Raw genomic sequence first — 17,295 nt, forward strand, 5'->3', positions numbered from 1 at the left:
CTACCCGCACTCGGACGCGAGAATGAGCGGCATCCACAAGCCGTCGTCCCGGCCGTCGTCATTGACCCGAATGAACGGCGCGGTCGGAGATTGACCCCGGCCGAAGCTCGCATCGCTGCAAGGGTCGTCCGGATAGCAACCCTCGACCCGGATGAATGGCATCGTGGTGCCGTAGTCCTGCTTGAAGCCGGCGAAGTAGTCGCACGGATCGTCGTCGCCGCCGCACTCCACCAGCGTGAGCAGCGAGCCGAACGGCGAACCGCCGTGATAGGCGATCGGATCGCCGCAAGGTTCGGGCCGGTTGAATAGATCGTCGCTCCGCACTTCGCCGCCGTCCGGCACCTCTACCTGCTCGTGCTCGCCGGGCAGCAGCCCGCCGTAGAGCGGCCACGGCGCCACGCCGACGACGCGGAAGAATTCATCGTCCGGCGCCATCGGACCGGTCACGGTCCCGTCTTCCGCAACGAACAGCGCGTCGCCCGGCTTCAGCACGTATTGCTTGCCCTTGACGTTGACGATCACCGCGCCGTCGGCCTTGCCCTCCTGCGCGATGATCGCAAGGCCGACACCGGGCCTGTAGTTGCCATCGACGATCGTGCCGCGCGTGCCGATGGTGGCGACCGCGGTGTTGATCTTGTAGTTCGCCGACGCCTGCGAGCCGCTGATGAAGCGGAACGCGCCCTGCGTCGCGTTGATGACGACGCTGCCGGCGCCGGTCGTCGGATTGTAAACGAACTTGTCGAGCGTCACTTCCGACTGCGGCCCGACCGACAGGCTGGTCTCGTCGAGGAACAGCAACTGCGCCATCGACTTGACGCCGGTCTTGATCACCTCGTCCTGGAAGATATGGCTGCCGGCGACAACCGACTGCGATCCGCCACCGGTGATCCCGCTGACGTCGTTTTGCGCCGCCGAGGCGACACCAATGTTGCTGGCGGCATGTGCCGACTCAAGGTGCGCCGCACCCGTTAGCAACAGCACCCGCAGAGCAGCAAGCCCCAGCCGGCCCATCATCGAATCTCCTGGTCCGCGTCTCCAGTACGGCGAGTCTACGCTGCGCTTTTTGCGCTTGCCAGCAAGCGCCATGGTTAATCCGTGCAAAAGGCGGCAGGTGTTGCTGCAGTGCCATAGCCAAGCGCGGACTCGTTGGCCTACCGTCGCAAAACGAAGATTCGAAGGGGAGCGGCGGCACCCACATGCTTCGCGGCATTGCATTGACATTGACGGCGACGACAGCGCTGGCGCTCGCCATGCCCGCGGCGATCGCCGACGAGCTGACGGCGGCCTATGCGCGCGTCCTCGCCGACCCGACCAATTCCGAGATCAGCATCCAGTACGCCCAGCTTGCCGAATCACGCGGCGAATACCGCAAGGCGCTGTCGGCGTATGAGCGCGTGCTGATCAACGATCCCGGCAACGCCGTCGCGAGAGACGGTCTGCAGCGTGTCCGCCGAATCATCCAGCCCGCCGAGACGCAGAAGACCGTCGAGGTCGGCGCGACGTGGCAGTCGAACGTCCTCCGCTCCGAGATGGCGACCGACGATGTGCTCGGCTACGGCAGCTTCCGCGTGCGCGACGAGCGCGCCGCCGGGCTTTATCGCTGGCGCACGAACCTCAATTTCTACGGCGAGGCCTACGCCCACGAGACCGAGATGAACTACGCCGCCCTTAACGGCGACCTTGGCCCGATCGTGGACATCAAGGGCACGGACTTCTCCGTCCGCCCGGCGGTCGGCGCCGGCACGGCCTTCCTCAACGGCCGCACCTACTACTGGGACGTCAACGCCTCCGCGCTGTTCGAGGGCTATCTCAACGGCGCCTACCAGTGGCTGCGCGTCCGCGCCGGCTACCGCCAGTACGACCCGTCGTTCACGTCCGGCAACGGCACCTACGTCGATGTCAGCAGCCGTGTCGCCATCCAGGACGTCTTCCACGATCGCGACAGCCTGTCGGTGTCGCCGTGGTTCCGCTGGAGCAACATCAGCGGCTCGTCCGAGGACGGCCCGACCGAATTCGCCACCGGCCTCTACACCGAGGCCGGCGCGACCCTCGAATACGCCAAGGCGATCGCCAACAACCTCTCCGCCTCGGTTAATCTGAAGATGTTCGAGCGCACCTACGCCGACATCGGCAGCGGCAGCCGCCAGGACTGGTCGACGGCGCCCGGCGCTTCGCTCGTGTTCCGCAATCTGCTCGGCGCGCAGGGCGACCTGCGCTTCGACTACAAGTACGAGTGGAACAACTCGAGCATGAGCACCCACACGTGGCAGAACCAGTCCGCCACCGTCGCGATCGTCTTCCGCCGCTAGGATCGGGGCCGGGCTAGGCGCCCGTCAGCCACAGCACCGTGACGATGCCGATGTAGGTCACGTGATGCGCGAACTGGTCGGCGCCGATGCCCCACCAGAATTCGCGGTCCGCCTCCACCCAGCCGGTGCGGGCCATGATCTGCTGCTTGGTCCAGTCGATGTGATAGTGCAGCAGGAACTCCACCACGACGATGCCGGCCCCGACGAGGAACGTCGGCGTCATGATCAGGAAAACCGGGATCGTGAAAATGCCATGGATGCCGGCGTGAACAATGCCGCCGGGATGCCCGTAGGTGCCCTTGTTGGCGAGCTGGTAGTGGGTCTGCAACGGGTAGTCGCAGATGAAATGCTTCACCTGCAGATAGAGGAGCGCGACAAGAACTGCCGCCGTTGGGTCTGTCACGTCTCGCTCCCAGCCATCGCGTCACCGCAAGAAACCGTACATCCGCCCGGAATCACCATATGTGAAACCGGTCACATGGCCAATTTGACCTTGTTTTGAAGGATATAGGGTTACTTTGAAGTAGCCGTAAACGTGCCGTCCCAATCCGCCGGCGGCGGGCTGGAGCGCCATTCGGTGATGCGGTGGCGATAGACGCCGTAGAGCGCCGCCAGCCCATGCACGCCGAAAGCCTCGCATTCGGCGATCGCCGCCTCCGCCCCATCCCAGTTCTGCGACCGGTAGGTGGCGAGCATCGGCTCGTGCCGCGACATCAGCGTCAGGTACTGGTCCGAACTCAGCCCCAGCGCCTCGGCGGCGGTGTAGATGCGCGTCGGCTTCGCCCGGCCCTTGACCCGCATCAGGTCGAGCTCGATCGGCCGGATGTCCTTGATCCGCTCCACCGTCGGCTCGCCGAGCACGATCGGCACGCCGTACACCTTCGACAGCCCCTCGTAGCGCGAGGCAACGTTCACGTCGTCGCCGATCGCCGAATAATCGAAGCGCTGCGACGAGCCGAGGTTGCCGACGCAACAGTCGCCCGAGTTGATGCCGATGCCGATGGCGACGCGCGCATGCGTCTTGCCCGCCGCCTCCGCCTGCTTGCGCCACTCCTCGTTCAGCGACTCCATCCGCTTGATCATCGCGAGACCGGACTGCAGCGCGTGCGTCGCGTGGTCGGTATCGTCGAGCGGCGCGTTCCAGAACGCCATGATCGCGTCGCCCATGTACTTGTCGATGGTGCCGCGGTTTTCGAGGATGATCTCCGACAGCGGCGTCAGCAGGTTGTTGATGAACGTGGTCAGCTCGTGCGCCGTCATGCGCTCCGAGATGGAGGTGAAGTTGCGCACGTCGCAGAACAACAGCGTCAGCGGCCTGACGACACCGCCGAGTTCCAGCTTGTCGGGATTGGCGATGATCTCGTTCACCACCGTCGGCGAGACGTAGTAGCCGAACGCGCGCCGCACCTCGCCGCGCTGCTGCTCGACGCGCCGGTAGACGTAGATGGTCGCCGTCGTCACCAGGATGAACAGCACCACCGCCCCATAGGTCGGATCGAGAAGCTGATTGTACTGGCTGTAGGCGATCCACCCGCCGAGGAAGAGCGCGGCGATAACGGACAGGCCGAGCGTCGCCGAGTACAGCGCCTGGATGCGCGGCATAATGGTCGCGAGCGCCAGGCCCAGCACGATGGTGATGAACACCTCGATCTGCGTGGCATAGTCGAGCCGCGTCAGCGCCCGCGTCGGGTCGAGCAGCCGCTCCAGCGTCTGCGCGTGCACCTCGAAACCCGCGATCGACGCATCGATCGGCGTCGCCCTGAGATCGAGCAGGCCGGAGGCGCTGGTGCCGACGATCAGGATGCGCCCGGCGACCTCGTTCGGGTCGTTGGTGCCGTTCAGCACCTTCCACGCCGGAATGTAGGCCGCGCGATTCTGCGGCCGGAATTTCAGCCAGATCTGGCCGTCGAAATCGGTCGCGATCTCGGTCGCGCCGACGCGCACGTGGTTGAGGCCGGTGTTGCGCCCGTACGCCGTCTCGCCGCTGGCGTTGGCGCCCTTCAGCACGTAGGAGCCGGCGCCATAGGCGACACGCAGCGCCTCGGTCGACAGCGCCGGCACATACTGATTGCCGATGCGCAGCACCAGCGGGACGCGGCGCAGCACCTGGTCGCGGTCGGGCAGCCAGTTGACCGAGCCGATGCCCTTCGCTGCCGCATCGAGCTCCGGCAGGTTCGCCGCCGCGCCCTGATAGTTGGTGATGAACGGCGCCGGATCGTCGCCGGCGATGGCGAAGCCCGCCTTGAGCGGCGGCGGCGCCGACGGCGTCGTGTTGAGCGCGGTCGCCAGCACCACCGGCGCGGCCGCGACCGCATCGGTGAAAATCTGGTCGTGCGTTTTGCGCCCGGCGACCACCGGCGCCAGGATCGCCGCGTCCTCGGGCGACATCAGCTTCACCGCCTGCTCAGGCGACGTGCGGTCGGGCTCCGAGAAGAAAATATCGAACGCGATGACCGCGGCGCCCTGCGCCGTCAGCTTGTCGACGAGGTCGGCAAGGATCGTCCGCGACCACGGCCACTGGCCGATCTTGGCGAGCGAATCTTCATCGATGTCGATGACCCTGACCGGCAGGTTCGGGTCGTACGTCGCCGGCCCTAGCCGCTGGTAGGAATCGAAGGCGATCAGCCGGAGCGCCTGCACGAAGAACGGATCGGCGAAACGGATGAAGGTCGCGCCGCCGAGGATGGCGACGACGATCACGATGTAGAGCGCGCTCGAACGGTTGAATCGAAACATGGTCTCCCCGCGTCCCAATATCGCGGACGTGGCGCGCTGCTTGTCAACAGGCCTCCGCCTTGTAATGTCGCGCCGCAATTTTTGCCGCCCCCGGCCGGGGCGGCGACGGGGAGCGACGGGGGAAGCGATGAGCAAGGTGTTCGTGATTGCGCAGGGCGGCGGGCCGACCGCCGTCATCAACCAGACGGTCGCCGGCGCGGCGCTGACCGCGATGAAACGCTACCCCGGCGCGAAGGTTCTGGGTGCACGTCACGGCGTCCGCGGGCTGCGCGACGGCCACTTCGTCGACCTCAGCGCGCTTTCCGAGACCGACCTCCGCCGCATGGCGATGACGCCCAACGCCGCGCTGGGCTCGACCCGCGACAAGCCCGACGCCGCCTATTGCGAGCGCATCCTGCACCAGCTCGACGCGGTCAAGGCCGACGCCTTCATCTACATCGGCGGCAACGACACCGCCGGCACCTGCCAGATCCTGAATTCCAGCGGCGGCGACCACATCGCCTTTGTCCACGCGCCGAAGACCATCGACAACGATCTCGTCGAGAACGACCACACGCCCGGCTTCATCTCCGCCGGCCTGTTCGTCGCCCACGCCTTCCTGTCGGTCAGCCTCGACTTCCACGCGCTGCCCGGCATCTACGTCGGCATCGTCATGGGCCGCCACGCCGGCTTCCTCACCGCCGCCGCCGCCGCCTGGAAGCAGACCGAGCGCGACGGCCCGCATCTGGTCTACGTCCCCGAGATTCCCTTCTCGACCGAGCGCTTCGTCGAGGACGTCCGCGCCACCCGCGAGAAGCACAACTACTGCATCGTCGCGATGTCGGAAGGCGTCACGACCGCGGACGGCAAGTCGCTGATCGAAAGCCTGCTCGGCGACGCGCTGGAGCGCGACTCGCACGGCAACGTGCAGCTTTCCACCAACGACCTCGGCATGGCGATGCAGACCGCGCTGTCGGCCGCCTTCCCGAAAGCCCGCGCCCGCGTCGACACCTTCGGTTACCTGCCGCGCGCCTTCTCCGGTACGGTCAGCGACGCCGACCGCCGCGAGGCCTTCGAGACCGGCGTCTTCGCGGTCAACGCCGCCGAGTCGGGAAGCTGCTCGGTCGCGCTCGGCAACGAGCAGGGCTCGGTCGCCATCCGCTCCGTGCCGCTGGCCGCCGTCGCCGGCAAGACGCGCCTGATGCCGCGCAACTTCCTCGACGACGCCGGCACCATGCTGGCGCCGGCCGGCAGGGCATATCTCACCCGCCTCCTGCCGCCGCCGCCGGATACCTTCCCGCCTTTCGTCTGAGGCGGTTTTCCCGTTTAGCGTCAGCGGCCGACAGAAAAGATTTGCCGGCCGGCGTCGCTCGGCCCTAGGCTTGAGCCAATCGGCTCGGGGCGAGGGCGATGCCCGCGAGCCTTGTAGTGCTCACGGGAGTCCCATCCATGAAGCTTTCGTCATTTGCGCGGGTGGCCCTGGCCGCCCTTGCCATTTCAGCCACCGCCGCGGCGCCGGCCTTTGCCGAGGTGGTGCTCCACCGCGGCAACGGCAGCGAGCCGCAGACGCTCGATCAGGCGCACACCTCGATCGACGTCGAGGCCAACATCCTCAAGGACCTCTACGAGGGCCTCACCGTCTACGACGCCGGCGGCAAGATCATCCCCGGCGCCGCCGAGAGCTGGACCGTGTCCGACGACGGCCTGACCTACACCTTCAAGATCCGCGACGCCGCCAAATGGTCGAACGGCGATCCCGTCACCGCCGACGACTTCGTCTATTCCTTCCGCCGCATCGAGGACCCGAAGGAAGCCGCCGGCTACGCCAACATCCTCTACCCGATCAAGAATGCCGAGGCGATCAACACCGCCAAGCCGGAAGCCCCGGTCGCTATCGACACCCTCGGCATCAAGGCGGTCGATCCCAAGACGCTGGAGATAACGCTCGAGCGCCCGACGCCGTACTTCATCACGCTGATGGCGCACCAGACCGCGCTGCCCTTCCACAAGGCCGAGATCGACAAGTTCGGGCCTGAGTTCGTGAAGCCCGGCAACATGGTCTCCAACGGCGCCTTCACGCTCGCCGAGAACGTCGCCAACGATCACGTCACCGTCGTCAAGAACGCGAACTACTGGGACGCGGCGAACGTCAAGATCGACAAGGTCATCTTCTACCCGACCGACGATCAGGCCGCCGCCGTCCGCCGCTTCGAGGCCGGCGAGCTCGACGTCAACTACTACTTCCCGACCGACCAGTTGAAGTTCCTGCAGGACAAGTTCGGCAAGGAAGAGGTCCGCATCCCGCCGGCGCTGTCGACCTACTACTACGCTTTCGACGAGCGCCAGCCGCCGTTCGACGACGTCCGTGTCCGCCGCGCCCTGTCGATGGCGGTCGACCGCGACTTCCTCGGCCAGTCGGTGTTCTCCGGCGCCCAGTTGCCGCTCTACTCGTTCGTCCCGCCGGGCATCCCGGGCTACACGCCGGCGGTGCCCGACTTCGCCTCGAAGTCGCAGCTCGATCGCGAGGACGAGGCCAAGGCGCTGCTCAAGGAAGCCGGCTACGGCGAGGGCGGCAAGCCGCTCAACGTCGAGATTCGCTACAACACCAACGACAACCACAAGAAGGTCGCGACCGCGGTTGCCGACATGTGGAAGGCGCTGGGCGCGAACGTGACGATCTCGAACTCCGACACCAAGTCGCACTACGCCTACCTGCAGGAGGGCGGCAAGTTCAGCGTCGCCCGCGCCGGCTGGGCTGCCGACTATCCCGACCCGGAAAACTTCCTCTACCAGTACATTTCGACGACCGTCACCTTCAACTACGGCAAGTACAACAACCCGAAGTACGACGACCTGATGAAGCAGTCGTACGCCGAGCGTGACCCGGCCAAGCGCTACCAGTTGCTGCACGACGCCGAGCAGTTGCTCATGGACGAGCAGGGCGTCGCGCCGCTGATGGTCTACGGCGCGCCGTGGCTGGTTTCGTCAAAGGTCCACGGCTGGCAGGACAACGCCGCCAACGAGCACCAGAGCCGCTTCCTGACGCTCGACCAGTAGGCATCGCTATCGCGGGGCGCCGCCGCCTTAAACAAGAGCGGCGCCCCGCCTCTCACCAGGGGACGCGATGCTGCGCTTTGTGCTCCGCAGATTGCTGAGCGCCGTGCCGACGATTTTCATCGTCGTCTCGATCTCCTTCTTCCTGATCCGCTTCGCGCCCGGCGGCCCGTTCAACGTCGAGCGCGCGCTGCCGCCGCAGATCATGGCGAACCTGATGCGGGCCTATCAGCTCGATCAGCCGCTGGGCGTGCAGTACCTGCACTATCTGTGGAACGTGGCGCATCTCGATTTCGGCCCGAGCTACATCTACCGCGACTTCACCGTCACCCAGTTGATCGCGCAGAGCCTTCCCTATTCGCTGGAGCTCGGTTCCTTCGCCCTCATCATCGCGGTCGTGGGCGGCGTCGGCGTCGGCGTCTTCGCCGCGCTCCGCCAGAACAGCGCCGTCGACTATGGCCTGATGTCGGTGGCAACCATCGGCCTGACCGTGCCCAACTTCGTCGTCGGCCCGGTGCTGTCGCTTATCTTCGCCGTAATGCTGCGCTGGGCCTCGGCCGGCGGCTGGGGCAACGGCACCGTCCGCGATCTCATCCTGCCGGTGATCGCGCTGGCGCTGCCGCAACTCGCGATCTTCGCCCGCCTGACGCGCGGCTCGATGATCGAGGCGCTGCGCACCGACCACGTCCGCACCGCCCGCGCCTACGGCCTGCCGCCGCGCGTCGTGGTCGTCGTCCACGCGCTCCGCGCCGCGCTGCTGCCGGTGGTGACGTATCTCGGCCCCGCCGCCGCTGCTGTTCTCACCGGCTCGGTCGTCATCGAGACGATCTTCTCCATCCCCGGCGTCGGCCGCTACTTCGTGCTCGGCGCGCTCAACCGCGACTACACGCTTGTCATGGGCACCGTCGTGCTCATCGCCGTCTTCATCATCGTCTTCAACCTGATCGTCGACCTGCTCTACGCTTACCTCGACCCGCGGGTCCGCTATGACTGACGTCGCCGCACCCGTACCGACGGCCGGCCGCAGCCTGACGCGCCTCGCCTTCGACCGGCTGAGTCGCAACCGCGCCGCCGTCGCCTCCATCGTCGTGCTGATCGCGATCGCCGCGCTCTACGTCTTCGGCCCCTACTTCACGCCGCACGCCTACGACCAGGTCTTCGAGTCCTACGTCCGCACCGCGCCGAGCCTCGAGCCCTACCCGCGCGCCGACACGCTGCAGCAGGTGATGACAGCCGCCGCCCAGCAGGCGCGCGTCACGCTCGCGGGCTTCAAAGTCGAGGGCCAATCTTTCCAGGCCACCTTCACCTCGCCGACCACGATCGACCCGCGCGTCACCCGCTACGTCGACCGCACCGACGAATTCGACGCCTCGAGCGTCACCGACACGCGCGACGACGGCCGCACCCTCGTCGTCTCCGGCAGCGTCCACCGCGAATATTTCCCGATGGGCACCGACGGCAACGGCCGCGATCTCTTCGCCCGCATCATGATCGGCGGCCGCATCTCGCTGACCGTCGGCATCCTCGCCACCTTCGTCAGCCTCCTCATCGGCGTCACCTACGGCGCCATCTCCGGCTTCGCCGGCGGCCGCGTCGACAACGTGCTCATGCGCATCGTCGAGATCCTCTACTCGTTGCCCTTCATTTTCCTGGTCATCGTTCTGGTCGTCTTCTTCGGCCGCAACTTCATCCTCATCTTCGTCGCCATCGGCGCTATCGAGTGGCTCGACATGGCGCGCATTGTCCGCGGCCAGACGCTGTCGCTGAAGCGGCGCGAATTCATCGCCGCGGCCGAGGCGATGGGCGTCGATGACTGGGCGCAGATCCGCCGCCACATCATCCCCAACACCGTCGGGCCGGTGATCGTCTTCGTCACCATCCTCGTGCCACGGGTCATCCTTTTGGAAAGTTTCCTCTCCTTCCTCGGCCTCGGCGTGCAGGAGCCGCTGACCAGCCTCGGTGCGCTGATCGCCGAAGGCGCCGCCAACATCCAGGCCGCGCCCTGGCTGCTCATCTTCCCGTCGGTCTTCTTCGTTGCGACGCTTTCCGCTCTCAACTTCCTCGGCGACGGACTGCGCGACGCCTTCGACCCCCGTGACCGGTAAGGAGCGAGCGCTGATGGCGGAAGCGGTGCCCATCCTCGAGATCAAGGGACTGGACGTCCGCTTCGCCACGCCCGACGGCGAGGTCCACGCCGTCCGCGGCATCGGTCTCGCCGTGAACCCCGGCGAAACCGTTGCAATCGTTGGCGAATCGGGCTCCGGCAAAAGCCAGGCGATGATGGCCGTCATGGGACTCACCGCCGAAAACGGCACGGTCTCCGGCAGCGTCCGCTATCGCGGTGCCGAGATGGTGCATCTCGGCCAGCGCGCGCTGAACCACATCCGCGGCGTGAAGATTTCGATGATCTTCCAGGAGCCGATGACGTCGCTCGATCCGCTTTATTCCATCGGCCGCCAGATCGCCGAGCCGCTGATCTACCACCGCCGCATCAGCGCGCGCGACGCGCGTCCGCGCGTGCTGGAACTCTTGCGCCTCGTCGGCATCGCCGATCCCGAACGCCGCCTCGCGTCGTATCCGCACGAACTGTCCGGCGGCCAGCGCCAGCGCGTGATGATCGCGATGGCGCTGGCGAACGATCCCGACATCCTCATCGCCGACGAGCCGACGACCGCGCTCGACGTCACCATCCAAGCGCAGATCCTCGACCTGCTCGCCGACCTCCGCAAACGTCTCGGCATGGCGATCGTCTTCATCACGCACGACCTCGGCATCGTCCGCCGCTTCGCCGACCGCATCAACGTCATGCGCCTCGGCGAGATCGTCGAGAACGGCGCCACCGCCGACGTCATCGCCTCACCGCAGCATCCCTACACGCAGATGCTGCTCGCCTCCGAGCCCGCCGGCGCGAAGCCGCCGCCGCCCGACGGCGCGCCGATCCTTCTCGACGCGCGCAATCTCGCCGTCACGTTCACCATCGGCGGCGGCCTCCTCGCCGGCGCCCCGCATGTGATCCGCGCGGTCGACAATGTTTCCCTCCGCCTGAAGCAGGCGCAAACCATTGGCGTAGTTGGCGAATCCGGCTCAGGCAAATCGACGCTAGGCCGCCTTCTGCTGCGCCTGATCGACGGCAAGGGCGCCGTCCGCTTCGAGGGCCGCGACCTGATGGCGCTCGACCGTCGCCATCTCCGCTCGCTCCGTCGCGAATTGCAGATCGTCTTCCAGGATCCGTACGGCTCGCTCTCGCCGCGCCTGACCGTCGGCGAGATCGTCACCGAGGGCCTGCTCGTCCACGAGCCATCGCTGACGCACGCCGATCGCGCCAGGCGTGCCGGCGAGGCGCTCGCCGAGGTCGGCCTCGATCCCGCGACACGCAACCGCTACCCGCACGAATTTTCCGGCGGCCAGCGCCAGCGCATCGCCATCGCGCGCGCCATCATCCTGAAGCCGAAGGTGATCGTCCTCGACGAGCCGACCTCCGCGCTGGACCGCAGCGTGCAGAAGCAGATCGTCGAGCTGCTCCGCCGCCTGCAGCGCGATCACGATCTCTCCTATCTTTTCATCAGCCACGATCTCGCGGTCGTGCGCGCAATGGCCGACTACATCCTGGTGATGAAGGACGGCAGGGTCGTCGAGGAAGGTCCGACGGAAGAAGTCTTCGCCACGCCGGCGAATGACTACACGAAGACTCTGATGGCCGCCGCGCTCGGCTAGAGCACGAGCAGCGCGCCGCCGATCGCGATCAGCGGCCACGCCGCAATCGGGCTGAACAGCACACGCAGCCAGCGGCTTTCCGGCCGGAACCCCACACCATGCACCAGCGCCGCCGACACGCCGATGAGCAGAAGCGGCAAGGCCGTATGCAGCATCGGCGTCATCGTCGTGCCGAGCGCATACGGATAGAGCATCAGCAGCGCGCTGACCGCGAGCCCGACCGCCAGCGACACAAACCGCGCCCACGGACGGTCCATTGTCGTGCTCAATCGAGATCGCCCCGCGCCGCGCGGTCGCTCTCGTGCACCTCAAGCCACATCGCGTTGAGGATGGCGAAGGCGCAGGCAAAACCGGCGCCGAGGACCCAGGTGAAGTACCACATGGCTTGGTCTCCTCAGTAGTTGTGCGTGGCGGGATTTTCGACGGACGCGATGGTGACGCGCCCGCGCAGCACGCGATAGACCCAGGCCGTGTAGAGCAGTACGACCGGCAGCAGCACGACGGTGCAGAACAGCATGATCAGCAGCGTCAACTGGCTCGACGATGCGTCCCATGCCGTGAGGCTCGAGTTCGGATCGAGCGACGACGGCAGCATGAACGGGAACAGCGACAGCCCGGCCGTCGCGATGACGCCGGCGATCGCGACGCCGCTCGCAACCAGGGCCAGCGCGTAGCTCCGCCCGCCGACGAGCAACGCCGACAGCGGCGCCGCGACGTAGACGACGAGCGGCGCGACCAGCGCCCATGGATGCGTACCGTAGTTGTGCAGCCACGCGCCCTTCTCCGTCGCCACCGTCTTCAGCAGCGGATTGGACGGCCCGTCCGCCGCAACGACGCTGGTGATCGTGTAGCCGTCGAGCCCAAACGCGACCCAAAGACCCGCCAGCGTGAACAGCACCAGCAGCGCCAGCGCGGCATAGCGCGAGTACGCCGCGGCGCGGCTGCCCACCGGCTCGCCCGCCTTCAGCGCCAGATATGCCCCGCCATGCATCACCAGCATTGCGACGCTGACCAGCCCGGAGAGCAGCGCAAACGGCGTCAGCAGCCCGAACAGGTTGCCCTCGTAGGCCATGCGCATCGTATCGTCGAAGCGGAACGGCGCGCCGAGGAACAGATTGCCGAACGCGACGCCGAAGATCAGCGACGGCACGAGCCCACCGACGAACAGCGCCCAGTCCCAAAACCCGCGCCAGCGCGCATCGCCGAGCTTGGAGCGATACTTGAAGCCGACCGGCCGCAGAATCAGCGATAGCAGCACCAGGAACATCGCGAAGTAGAAGCCGGAGAACGCGACCGCGTAGATCATCGGCCACGCCGCGAAGATCGCGCCGGCGCCGAGGATCAGCCAAACCTGGTTGCCCTCCCAAACCGGCCCGATCGTGTTGATGGCGACGCGCCGCTCGCTGTCGGTGCGCCCGACGAAGGGCAGCAGCATCGCCGTGCCGAGATCGAAGCCGTCGGTGACGGCGAAGCCGATGAGCAGCACGCCGAGCAGCAGCCACCAGATGAGCCGCAGGGTTTCGTAGTCGAGCAGCATGATCGCCTCCTACTCCGCCGGAACCATGGAAGGCACGGGCTCCGAGCCCGCCGCCTCGCCCGGCCCCTGCCGGATCGCCTTCAGCATCAGGTAAACGTCGACGATCGCCAGCGTCGTGTAGAAGACGATGAACCCGATCAGCGTCGTCGCGACGTTGCCCGCCGAGATCGAAGACACCGCCAGGAACGTCGGCAGCACGCCTTCGATCACCCACGGCTGCCGCCCGACCTCGGCGACGAACCAGCCAAGCTCCGCCGCGATCCACGGCGCCGGCAGCGTGACGAGCGCCACCCACAGGAACCAGCGGTACTTGGTCAGGTGCCGCCGCGCCGATAGCCAGAAGGCGAAGGCGAACAGCGCGATGAAATAGAAGCCGAGCCCAACCATGATGCGGAACGACCAGAACAGCGGCGACACCGCCGGGACCGTGTTCCACGCCGCCGCGGTTATCTCCGCCGACGTCGCGTTGAGGATATCCGGCCGGATTTTCTTGAGCAGCAGCGCGTAGCCGAGATCGTTGGCATGCAGCGCAATGTTGGAGCGCGCCGTCGTGTCAGTGCGGTCGACCTTCAGTTTCTCCAGCCCATCGTAGGCGACGAGTCCGAGCTTGATCCGCGTCTCGGCGTTGGCGACGAGATCGACGATGCCCGGCACCTCGGTGTTGATCGACCGCGTCGTGATCAGCCCGAGCAGCCACGGCACCTTGATCGCAAAATCCGTGCGGTGCTCCTGCATGTTGGGAATACCAACGAGCGTGAACGGCGCCGGCGCGGGCTCGGTCTCCCACATCGACTCGATCGCAGCGATCTTCATCTTCTGGTTTTCCGTCGCGGTGTAGCCGCTCTCGTCGCCGAGCACGACCACCGACAGCGCCGACGCAAGGCCGAAGCTGGCCGCCACGGTCATCGACCGCTTGGCGATCGCGACATGCTTGCCGCGCAGCAGGAACCACGCCGAGATGGCGAGCACGAACACCGAGCCGGTGACATAGCCGGCGCTCACCGTATGGACGAACTTGTCCTGCGCCACGGGATTGAAGATCACGTCACCGAAGTTGGTGACCTCCATGCGCATCGTGTCCGGATTGAAGCGCGCTCCGACCGGGTGCTGCATCCAGCCGTTGGCGATCAGGATCCACAGCGCCGAGAGGTTCGAGCCGAGCGCCACCAGCCAGGTCACCGCAAGATGCGATACCCGCGAAAGCTTGTCCCAGCCGAAGAAAAACAGGCCGATAAACGTCGCCTCGAGGAAGAAGGCCATCAGCCCCTCGATGGCGAGCGGTGCGCCGAACACGTCGCCGACGTAGTGGCTGTAGTAGGCCCAGTTGGTGCCGAACTGGAACTCCATGGTGATGCCGGTGGCGACGCCCATGGCAAAGTTGATGCCGAACAGCACGCCCCAGAACTTCGTCATCTGTTTCCAGATTTCGCGTCCCGTCATGACGTAGACGCTTTCCATGATGCCGAGCAGCAGCGCCAGCCCGAGCGTCAGCGGTACGAACAGGAAGTGGTACATCGCGGTGAGACCGAACTGCACGCGCGACAGCGTGACGATGTCCATCATCTCGTTCATGGGGCGGTGTCCTGATTGACGGTGAGGCGTGCATCGACCGCGGCGGCATCGACGACCGGGCGCTGGCTGGGACCGAAGACGAACAGAGCGGCAGCGATCACGATCACGGTTTTGACGACGAGCACGACGGTGACGTCGCGTGCCAGCGGGTTCTTGAACATCGGGTCCCTCGCTACGCTCTCGCGGTGACGACCGCTTTGATCTGGATCAGAATCAACGCTTAACCGGCGGCGACCATTGCCATGCGTACCAGTTCCGACAAACTCCCCGCCTGCATCTTGGTCATGACGTTGGCGCGGTAGATCTCCACCGTCCGCGGGCTGATGCCGAGATCGAACGCGATCGTCTTGTTGGGTTGGCCGGCGACCAGCCCGTCGAGCACCTGCTTCTCCCGCGCCGATAGCGTCGCGATCAGCGACCGCACCCGCGCCTGCTGCGACTCCCGCTCGCCGTCGTGTCTCTGCCGTCCGAGCGCCGCACGGATAGCCGCCAGCAGACTGTCCTCGTCGAACGGCTTCTCTAGGAAATCCGCGGCCCCCAGCTTCATCGCCTCGACCGCCAGCGGCACGTCGGCATGGCCCGTGACCACGATCACCGGCAACTTGAAACCATCGTCGTTGAGCCGCTGCAGAAGCTCCAGCCCGGTCATCTCCGGCATGCGGATGTCGGTCACGACGCACCCCGCCGCGTCCTTCGTCAGCGCGCCGAGAAACGCCGTCGCCGAAGCATAGGTCGCCGCCGGAATCTTCACCGACGACAGCAGGAACGACAGCGAGTCGCGCACCGCATCGTCGTCGTCGATGATGTGCACCATCGCGTCAGACGACATCGGCGGCCTCCTCACGCTTTACCGCGCGGAGCGTGAATCGGAACACGGTGCCGCCGCCGGTGTTCTTCTCCGCCCAGATGCGGCCGCCGTGCGCATCGACGATGGTGCGCGAGATCGACAGGCCGACTCCCATGCCGTGCCGCTTGGTCGTGACGAACGGCTGGAACAGTTGCCGCGTGACCTCGTCGGCCAGTCCCGGCCCGGTGTCGGCGACCGCGATCTCAACCGTGCCGTCGTCGCGCGCCGAGGTCGCGAGCGTCAGCTCGCGCCGCGGCGACTCGGCCATCGCCTCGATCGCGTTGCGCATCAGGTTGAGCAGCACCTGCTGCACCTGAACGCGATCGCAGAGCACGAGATCCGCCGCCGGATCGAACAGGAAGCGCACGCGCACGTCGCGCTCCTTGGAGCCGACCAATGCCAGCGCGCTCGCCTCCTCGATCACCTTGGGCAGGCTTTCGACGCGCCGCTCGCTCTCGCCGCGCGAGACGAAATCGCGCAGCCGCCGGATGATCTCCCCGGCGCGCAACGCCTGATCCGTCGCCTTGTCCATCGCATCGCGCACCGGCGCGACGGCGTCGTTGCCCTCCAGTAAGCGTCGGGAACCTTTGAGATAATTGGCGATTGCCGACAGCGGCTGGTTGAGTTCATGGGCCAGCGTCGAGGCCATCTCGCCCATCGCCGTCAGCCGCGAGATGTGGACGAGCTCCGACTGCAATTCCTGCAGCCGCGCCTCCGTCACCTGCCGCTCCGACAAGTCGCGCACGAAGCCGGTGAAGAAGCGCTGGTCGTTGGAATGCATCTCGCCGACCGACAGCTCCATGGGGAACGTCGAGCCGTCCTTGCGCTCGCCGACGACGACGCGGCCGATGCCGATGATGCGCCGCTCGCCGGTCGTGAGGTAGCGCACGAGGTAGCCGTCGTGATCGCCGCGATAGGGTTGCGGCATCAGCATCCGCACGTTCCTGCCGATCGCCTCGGCCGGCGCATAACCGAACAGCCGCTCCGCCGCCTTGCTGAACGACGACATCGTGCCGTGCTCGTCGATGACGATCATTGCGTCGGGCACCGTGTCGAGGATCGAGCGGAGGTGCGCCTCGCGCGCGACGAGGTCGAGCGTCCGCGCTTCCGCCTCGCGCCGGCTGCGCTGCAGCCGGTCGCCGAACCACGCGAGGCCGAGGCCGACCGAGACGAACGCGAGACTCGACACGACCTCGGGCAGCGTCGACCAGCCGGAACCCGAATCGACGACCGCCGAGCCGGCAAGTCCCAGCACGATCGCGAACAGCCCGGGCCCGAGACCGCCGAGCATCGAAGCCGCCAGCAGCGCCGGCACGAACAGAATGAGCAGCGGCCGCCCTTCCAGGAACGGGCGGAGCGCGACGGCGACGCCCAGCGTGACGGCCACCGCGGCGACCGCCGCAAGGTATCCGTCGAGCCCCTCCGAGCCGATCCGGAATCGCGCCAACCTGTTCATCCTCAAGGCTTTTTCGCCCATTGCCTAGTCGGGGAGCCCGCCGCGTGCACCTCAGGAGAATCCCGTAGGGAGATTACCTGAATTTCTCCCC

16 protein-coding genes are annotated in these 17,295 nt (G+C 66.5%); 6 read left to right on the forward strand and 10 right to left on the reverse strand.

Going from position 1 to position 17,295, the window contains the following annotated elements; genetic code table 11:
- Entirely contained in the window at positions 1 to 1,014 is a 1,014-nt protein-coding gene (locus WDM94_01090) for a FecR domain-containing protein (GenBank protein MEJ0011223.1), read from the reverse strand.
- A 182-nt stretch (positions 1,015 to 1,196) separates the two neighbouring features.
- On the opposite strand from WDM94_01090, the gene WDM94_01095 reads away from it, so the two are divergent.
- Positions 1,197 to 2,309, forward strand: a complete 1,113-nt coding sequence (locus WDM94_01095) for a hypothetical protein (GenBank protein MEJ0011224.1) — start codon at positions 1,197 to 1,199, stop codon at positions 2,307 to 2,309.
- A gap of 13 nt (positions 2,310 to 2,322) precedes the next feature.
- Here the strand turns inward: WDM94_01095 and WDM94_01100 are convergent, their stop codons facing one another.
- The gene (locus WDM94_01100; GenBank protein MEJ0011225.1) at positions 2,323 to 2,712 is read right to left on the reverse strand and encodes a DUF3307 domain-containing protein; all 390 of its coding nucleotides are present in this window, start codon (positions 2,710 to 2,712) and stop codon (positions 2,323 to 2,325) included.
- 110 nt (positions 2,713 to 2,822) lie between these two features.
- Positions 2,823 to 5,045 carry an adenylate/guanylate cyclase domain-containing protein gene (locus WDM94_01105; GenBank protein ID MEJ0011226.1) on the reverse strand — a complete coding sequence of 741 codons (2,223 nt, stop codon included), beginning with the start codon at positions 5,043 to 5,045 and terminating at the stop codon, positions 2,823 to 2,825.
- 127 nt (positions 5,046 to 5,172) lie between these two features.
- Between WDM94_01105 and WDM94_01110 the strand changes: the two genes are divergently transcribed.
- The 5 genes from WDM94_01110 (at position 5,173) to WDM94_01130 (ending at position 11,792) form a co-directional block, all read left to right on the forward strand.
- Positions 5,173 to 6,336 carry a diphosphate--fructose-6-phosphate 1-phosphotransferase gene (locus tag WDM94_01110; protein MEJ0011227.1) on the forward strand — a complete coding sequence of 388 codons (1,164 nt, stop codon included), beginning with the start codon at positions 5,173 to 5,175 and terminating at the stop codon, positions 6,334 to 6,336.
- Positions 6,337 to 6,473: 137 nt separating this feature from the next.
- Complete coding sequence (locus WDM94_01115; GenBank protein ID MEJ0011228.1) at positions 6,474 to 8,081, forward strand: peptide ABC transporter substrate-binding protein; 1,608 nt, start codon at positions 6,474 to 6,476, stop codon at positions 8,079 to 8,081.
- Between the two features lie 67 nt (positions 8,082 to 8,148).
- Entirely contained in the window at positions 8,149 to 9,072 is a 924-nt protein-coding gene (gene oppB, locus WDM94_01120) for an oligopeptide ABC transporter permease OppB (GenBank protein MEJ0011229.1), read from the forward strand.
- Positions 9,065 to 10,183, forward strand: coding sequence for an ABC transporter permease subunit (locus WDM94_01125; GenBank protein MEJ0011230.1), 1,119 nt, complete (start codon positions 9,065 to 9,067; stop codon positions 10,181 to 10,183). Before oppB ends, WDM94_01125 begins: the two co-directional genes overlap by 8 nt.
- A gap of 13 nt (positions 10,184 to 10,196) precedes the next feature.
- Positions 10,197 to 11,792 (forward strand): ABC transporter ATP-binding protein, encoded by a 1,596-nt coding sequence (locus tag WDM94_01130; protein MEJ0011231.1) that lies wholly within the window; start codon positions 10,197 to 10,199, stop codon positions 11,790 to 11,792.
- Here the strand turns inward: WDM94_01130 and WDM94_01135 are convergent.
- The 7 genes from WDM94_01135 to WDM94_01165 are packed head-to-tail and all read right to left on the reverse strand — an operon-like array spanning position 11,789 to position 17,195.
- A complete protein-coding gene (locus tag WDM94_01135) occupies positions 11,789 to 12,061 on the reverse strand; it encodes a cyd operon YbgE family protein (protein MEJ0011232.1) in 273 nt (90 codons plus the stop codon). The genes WDM94_01130 and WDM94_01135 overlap by 4 nt on opposite strands.
- A complete protein-coding gene (cydX, locus tag WDM94_01140; protein ID MEJ0011233.1) occupies positions 12,058 to 12,174 on the reverse strand; it encodes a cytochrome bd-I oxidase subunit CydX in 117 nt (38 codons plus the stop codon). Before cydX ends, WDM94_01135 begins: the two co-directional genes overlap by 4 nt.
- Positions 12,175 to 12,186: 12 nt before the next feature.
- A complete protein-coding gene (gene cydB, locus WDM94_01145) occupies positions 12,187 to 13,329 on the reverse strand; it encodes a cytochrome d ubiquinol oxidase subunit II (protein ID MEJ0011234.1) in 1,143 nt (380 codons plus the stop codon).
- Between the two features lie 9 nt (positions 13,330 to 13,338).
- Positions 13,339 to 14,892, reverse strand: coding sequence for a cytochrome ubiquinol oxidase subunit I (locus tag WDM94_01150; GenBank protein ID MEJ0011235.1), 1,554 nt, complete (start codon positions 14,890 to 14,892; stop codon positions 13,339 to 13,341).
- 5 nt (positions 14,893 to 14,897) lie between these two features.
- On the reverse strand, positions 14,898 to 15,062 hold the full coding sequence (locus WDM94_01155; GenBank protein ID MEJ0011236.1) for a hypothetical protein: 165 nt from the start codon (positions 15,060 to 15,062) through the stop codon (positions 14,898 to 14,900).
- Between the two features lie 59 nt (positions 15,063 to 15,121).
- On the reverse strand, positions 15,122 to 15,730 hold the full coding sequence (gene fixJ / locus WDM94_01160) for a response regulator FixJ (GenBank protein MEJ0011237.1): 609 nt from the start codon (positions 15,728 to 15,730) through the stop codon (positions 15,122 to 15,124).
- Positions 15,720 to 17,195 (reverse strand): PAS domain S-box protein, encoded by a 1,476-nt coding sequence (locus WDM94_01165; GenBank protein MEJ0011238.1) that lies wholly within the window; start codon positions 17,193 to 17,195, stop codon positions 15,720 to 15,722. Before WDM94_01165 ends, fixJ begins: the two co-directional genes overlap by 11 nt.
- Positions 17,196 to 17,295: the final 100 nt, after the last annotated feature.

The sequence above is a fragment of the Bauldia sp. genome, assembly GCA_037200845.1.
In the GTDB taxonomy this organism is placed as follows: Bacteria; Pseudomonadota; Alphaproteobacteria; order Rhizobiales; family Kaistiaceae; genus DASZQY01.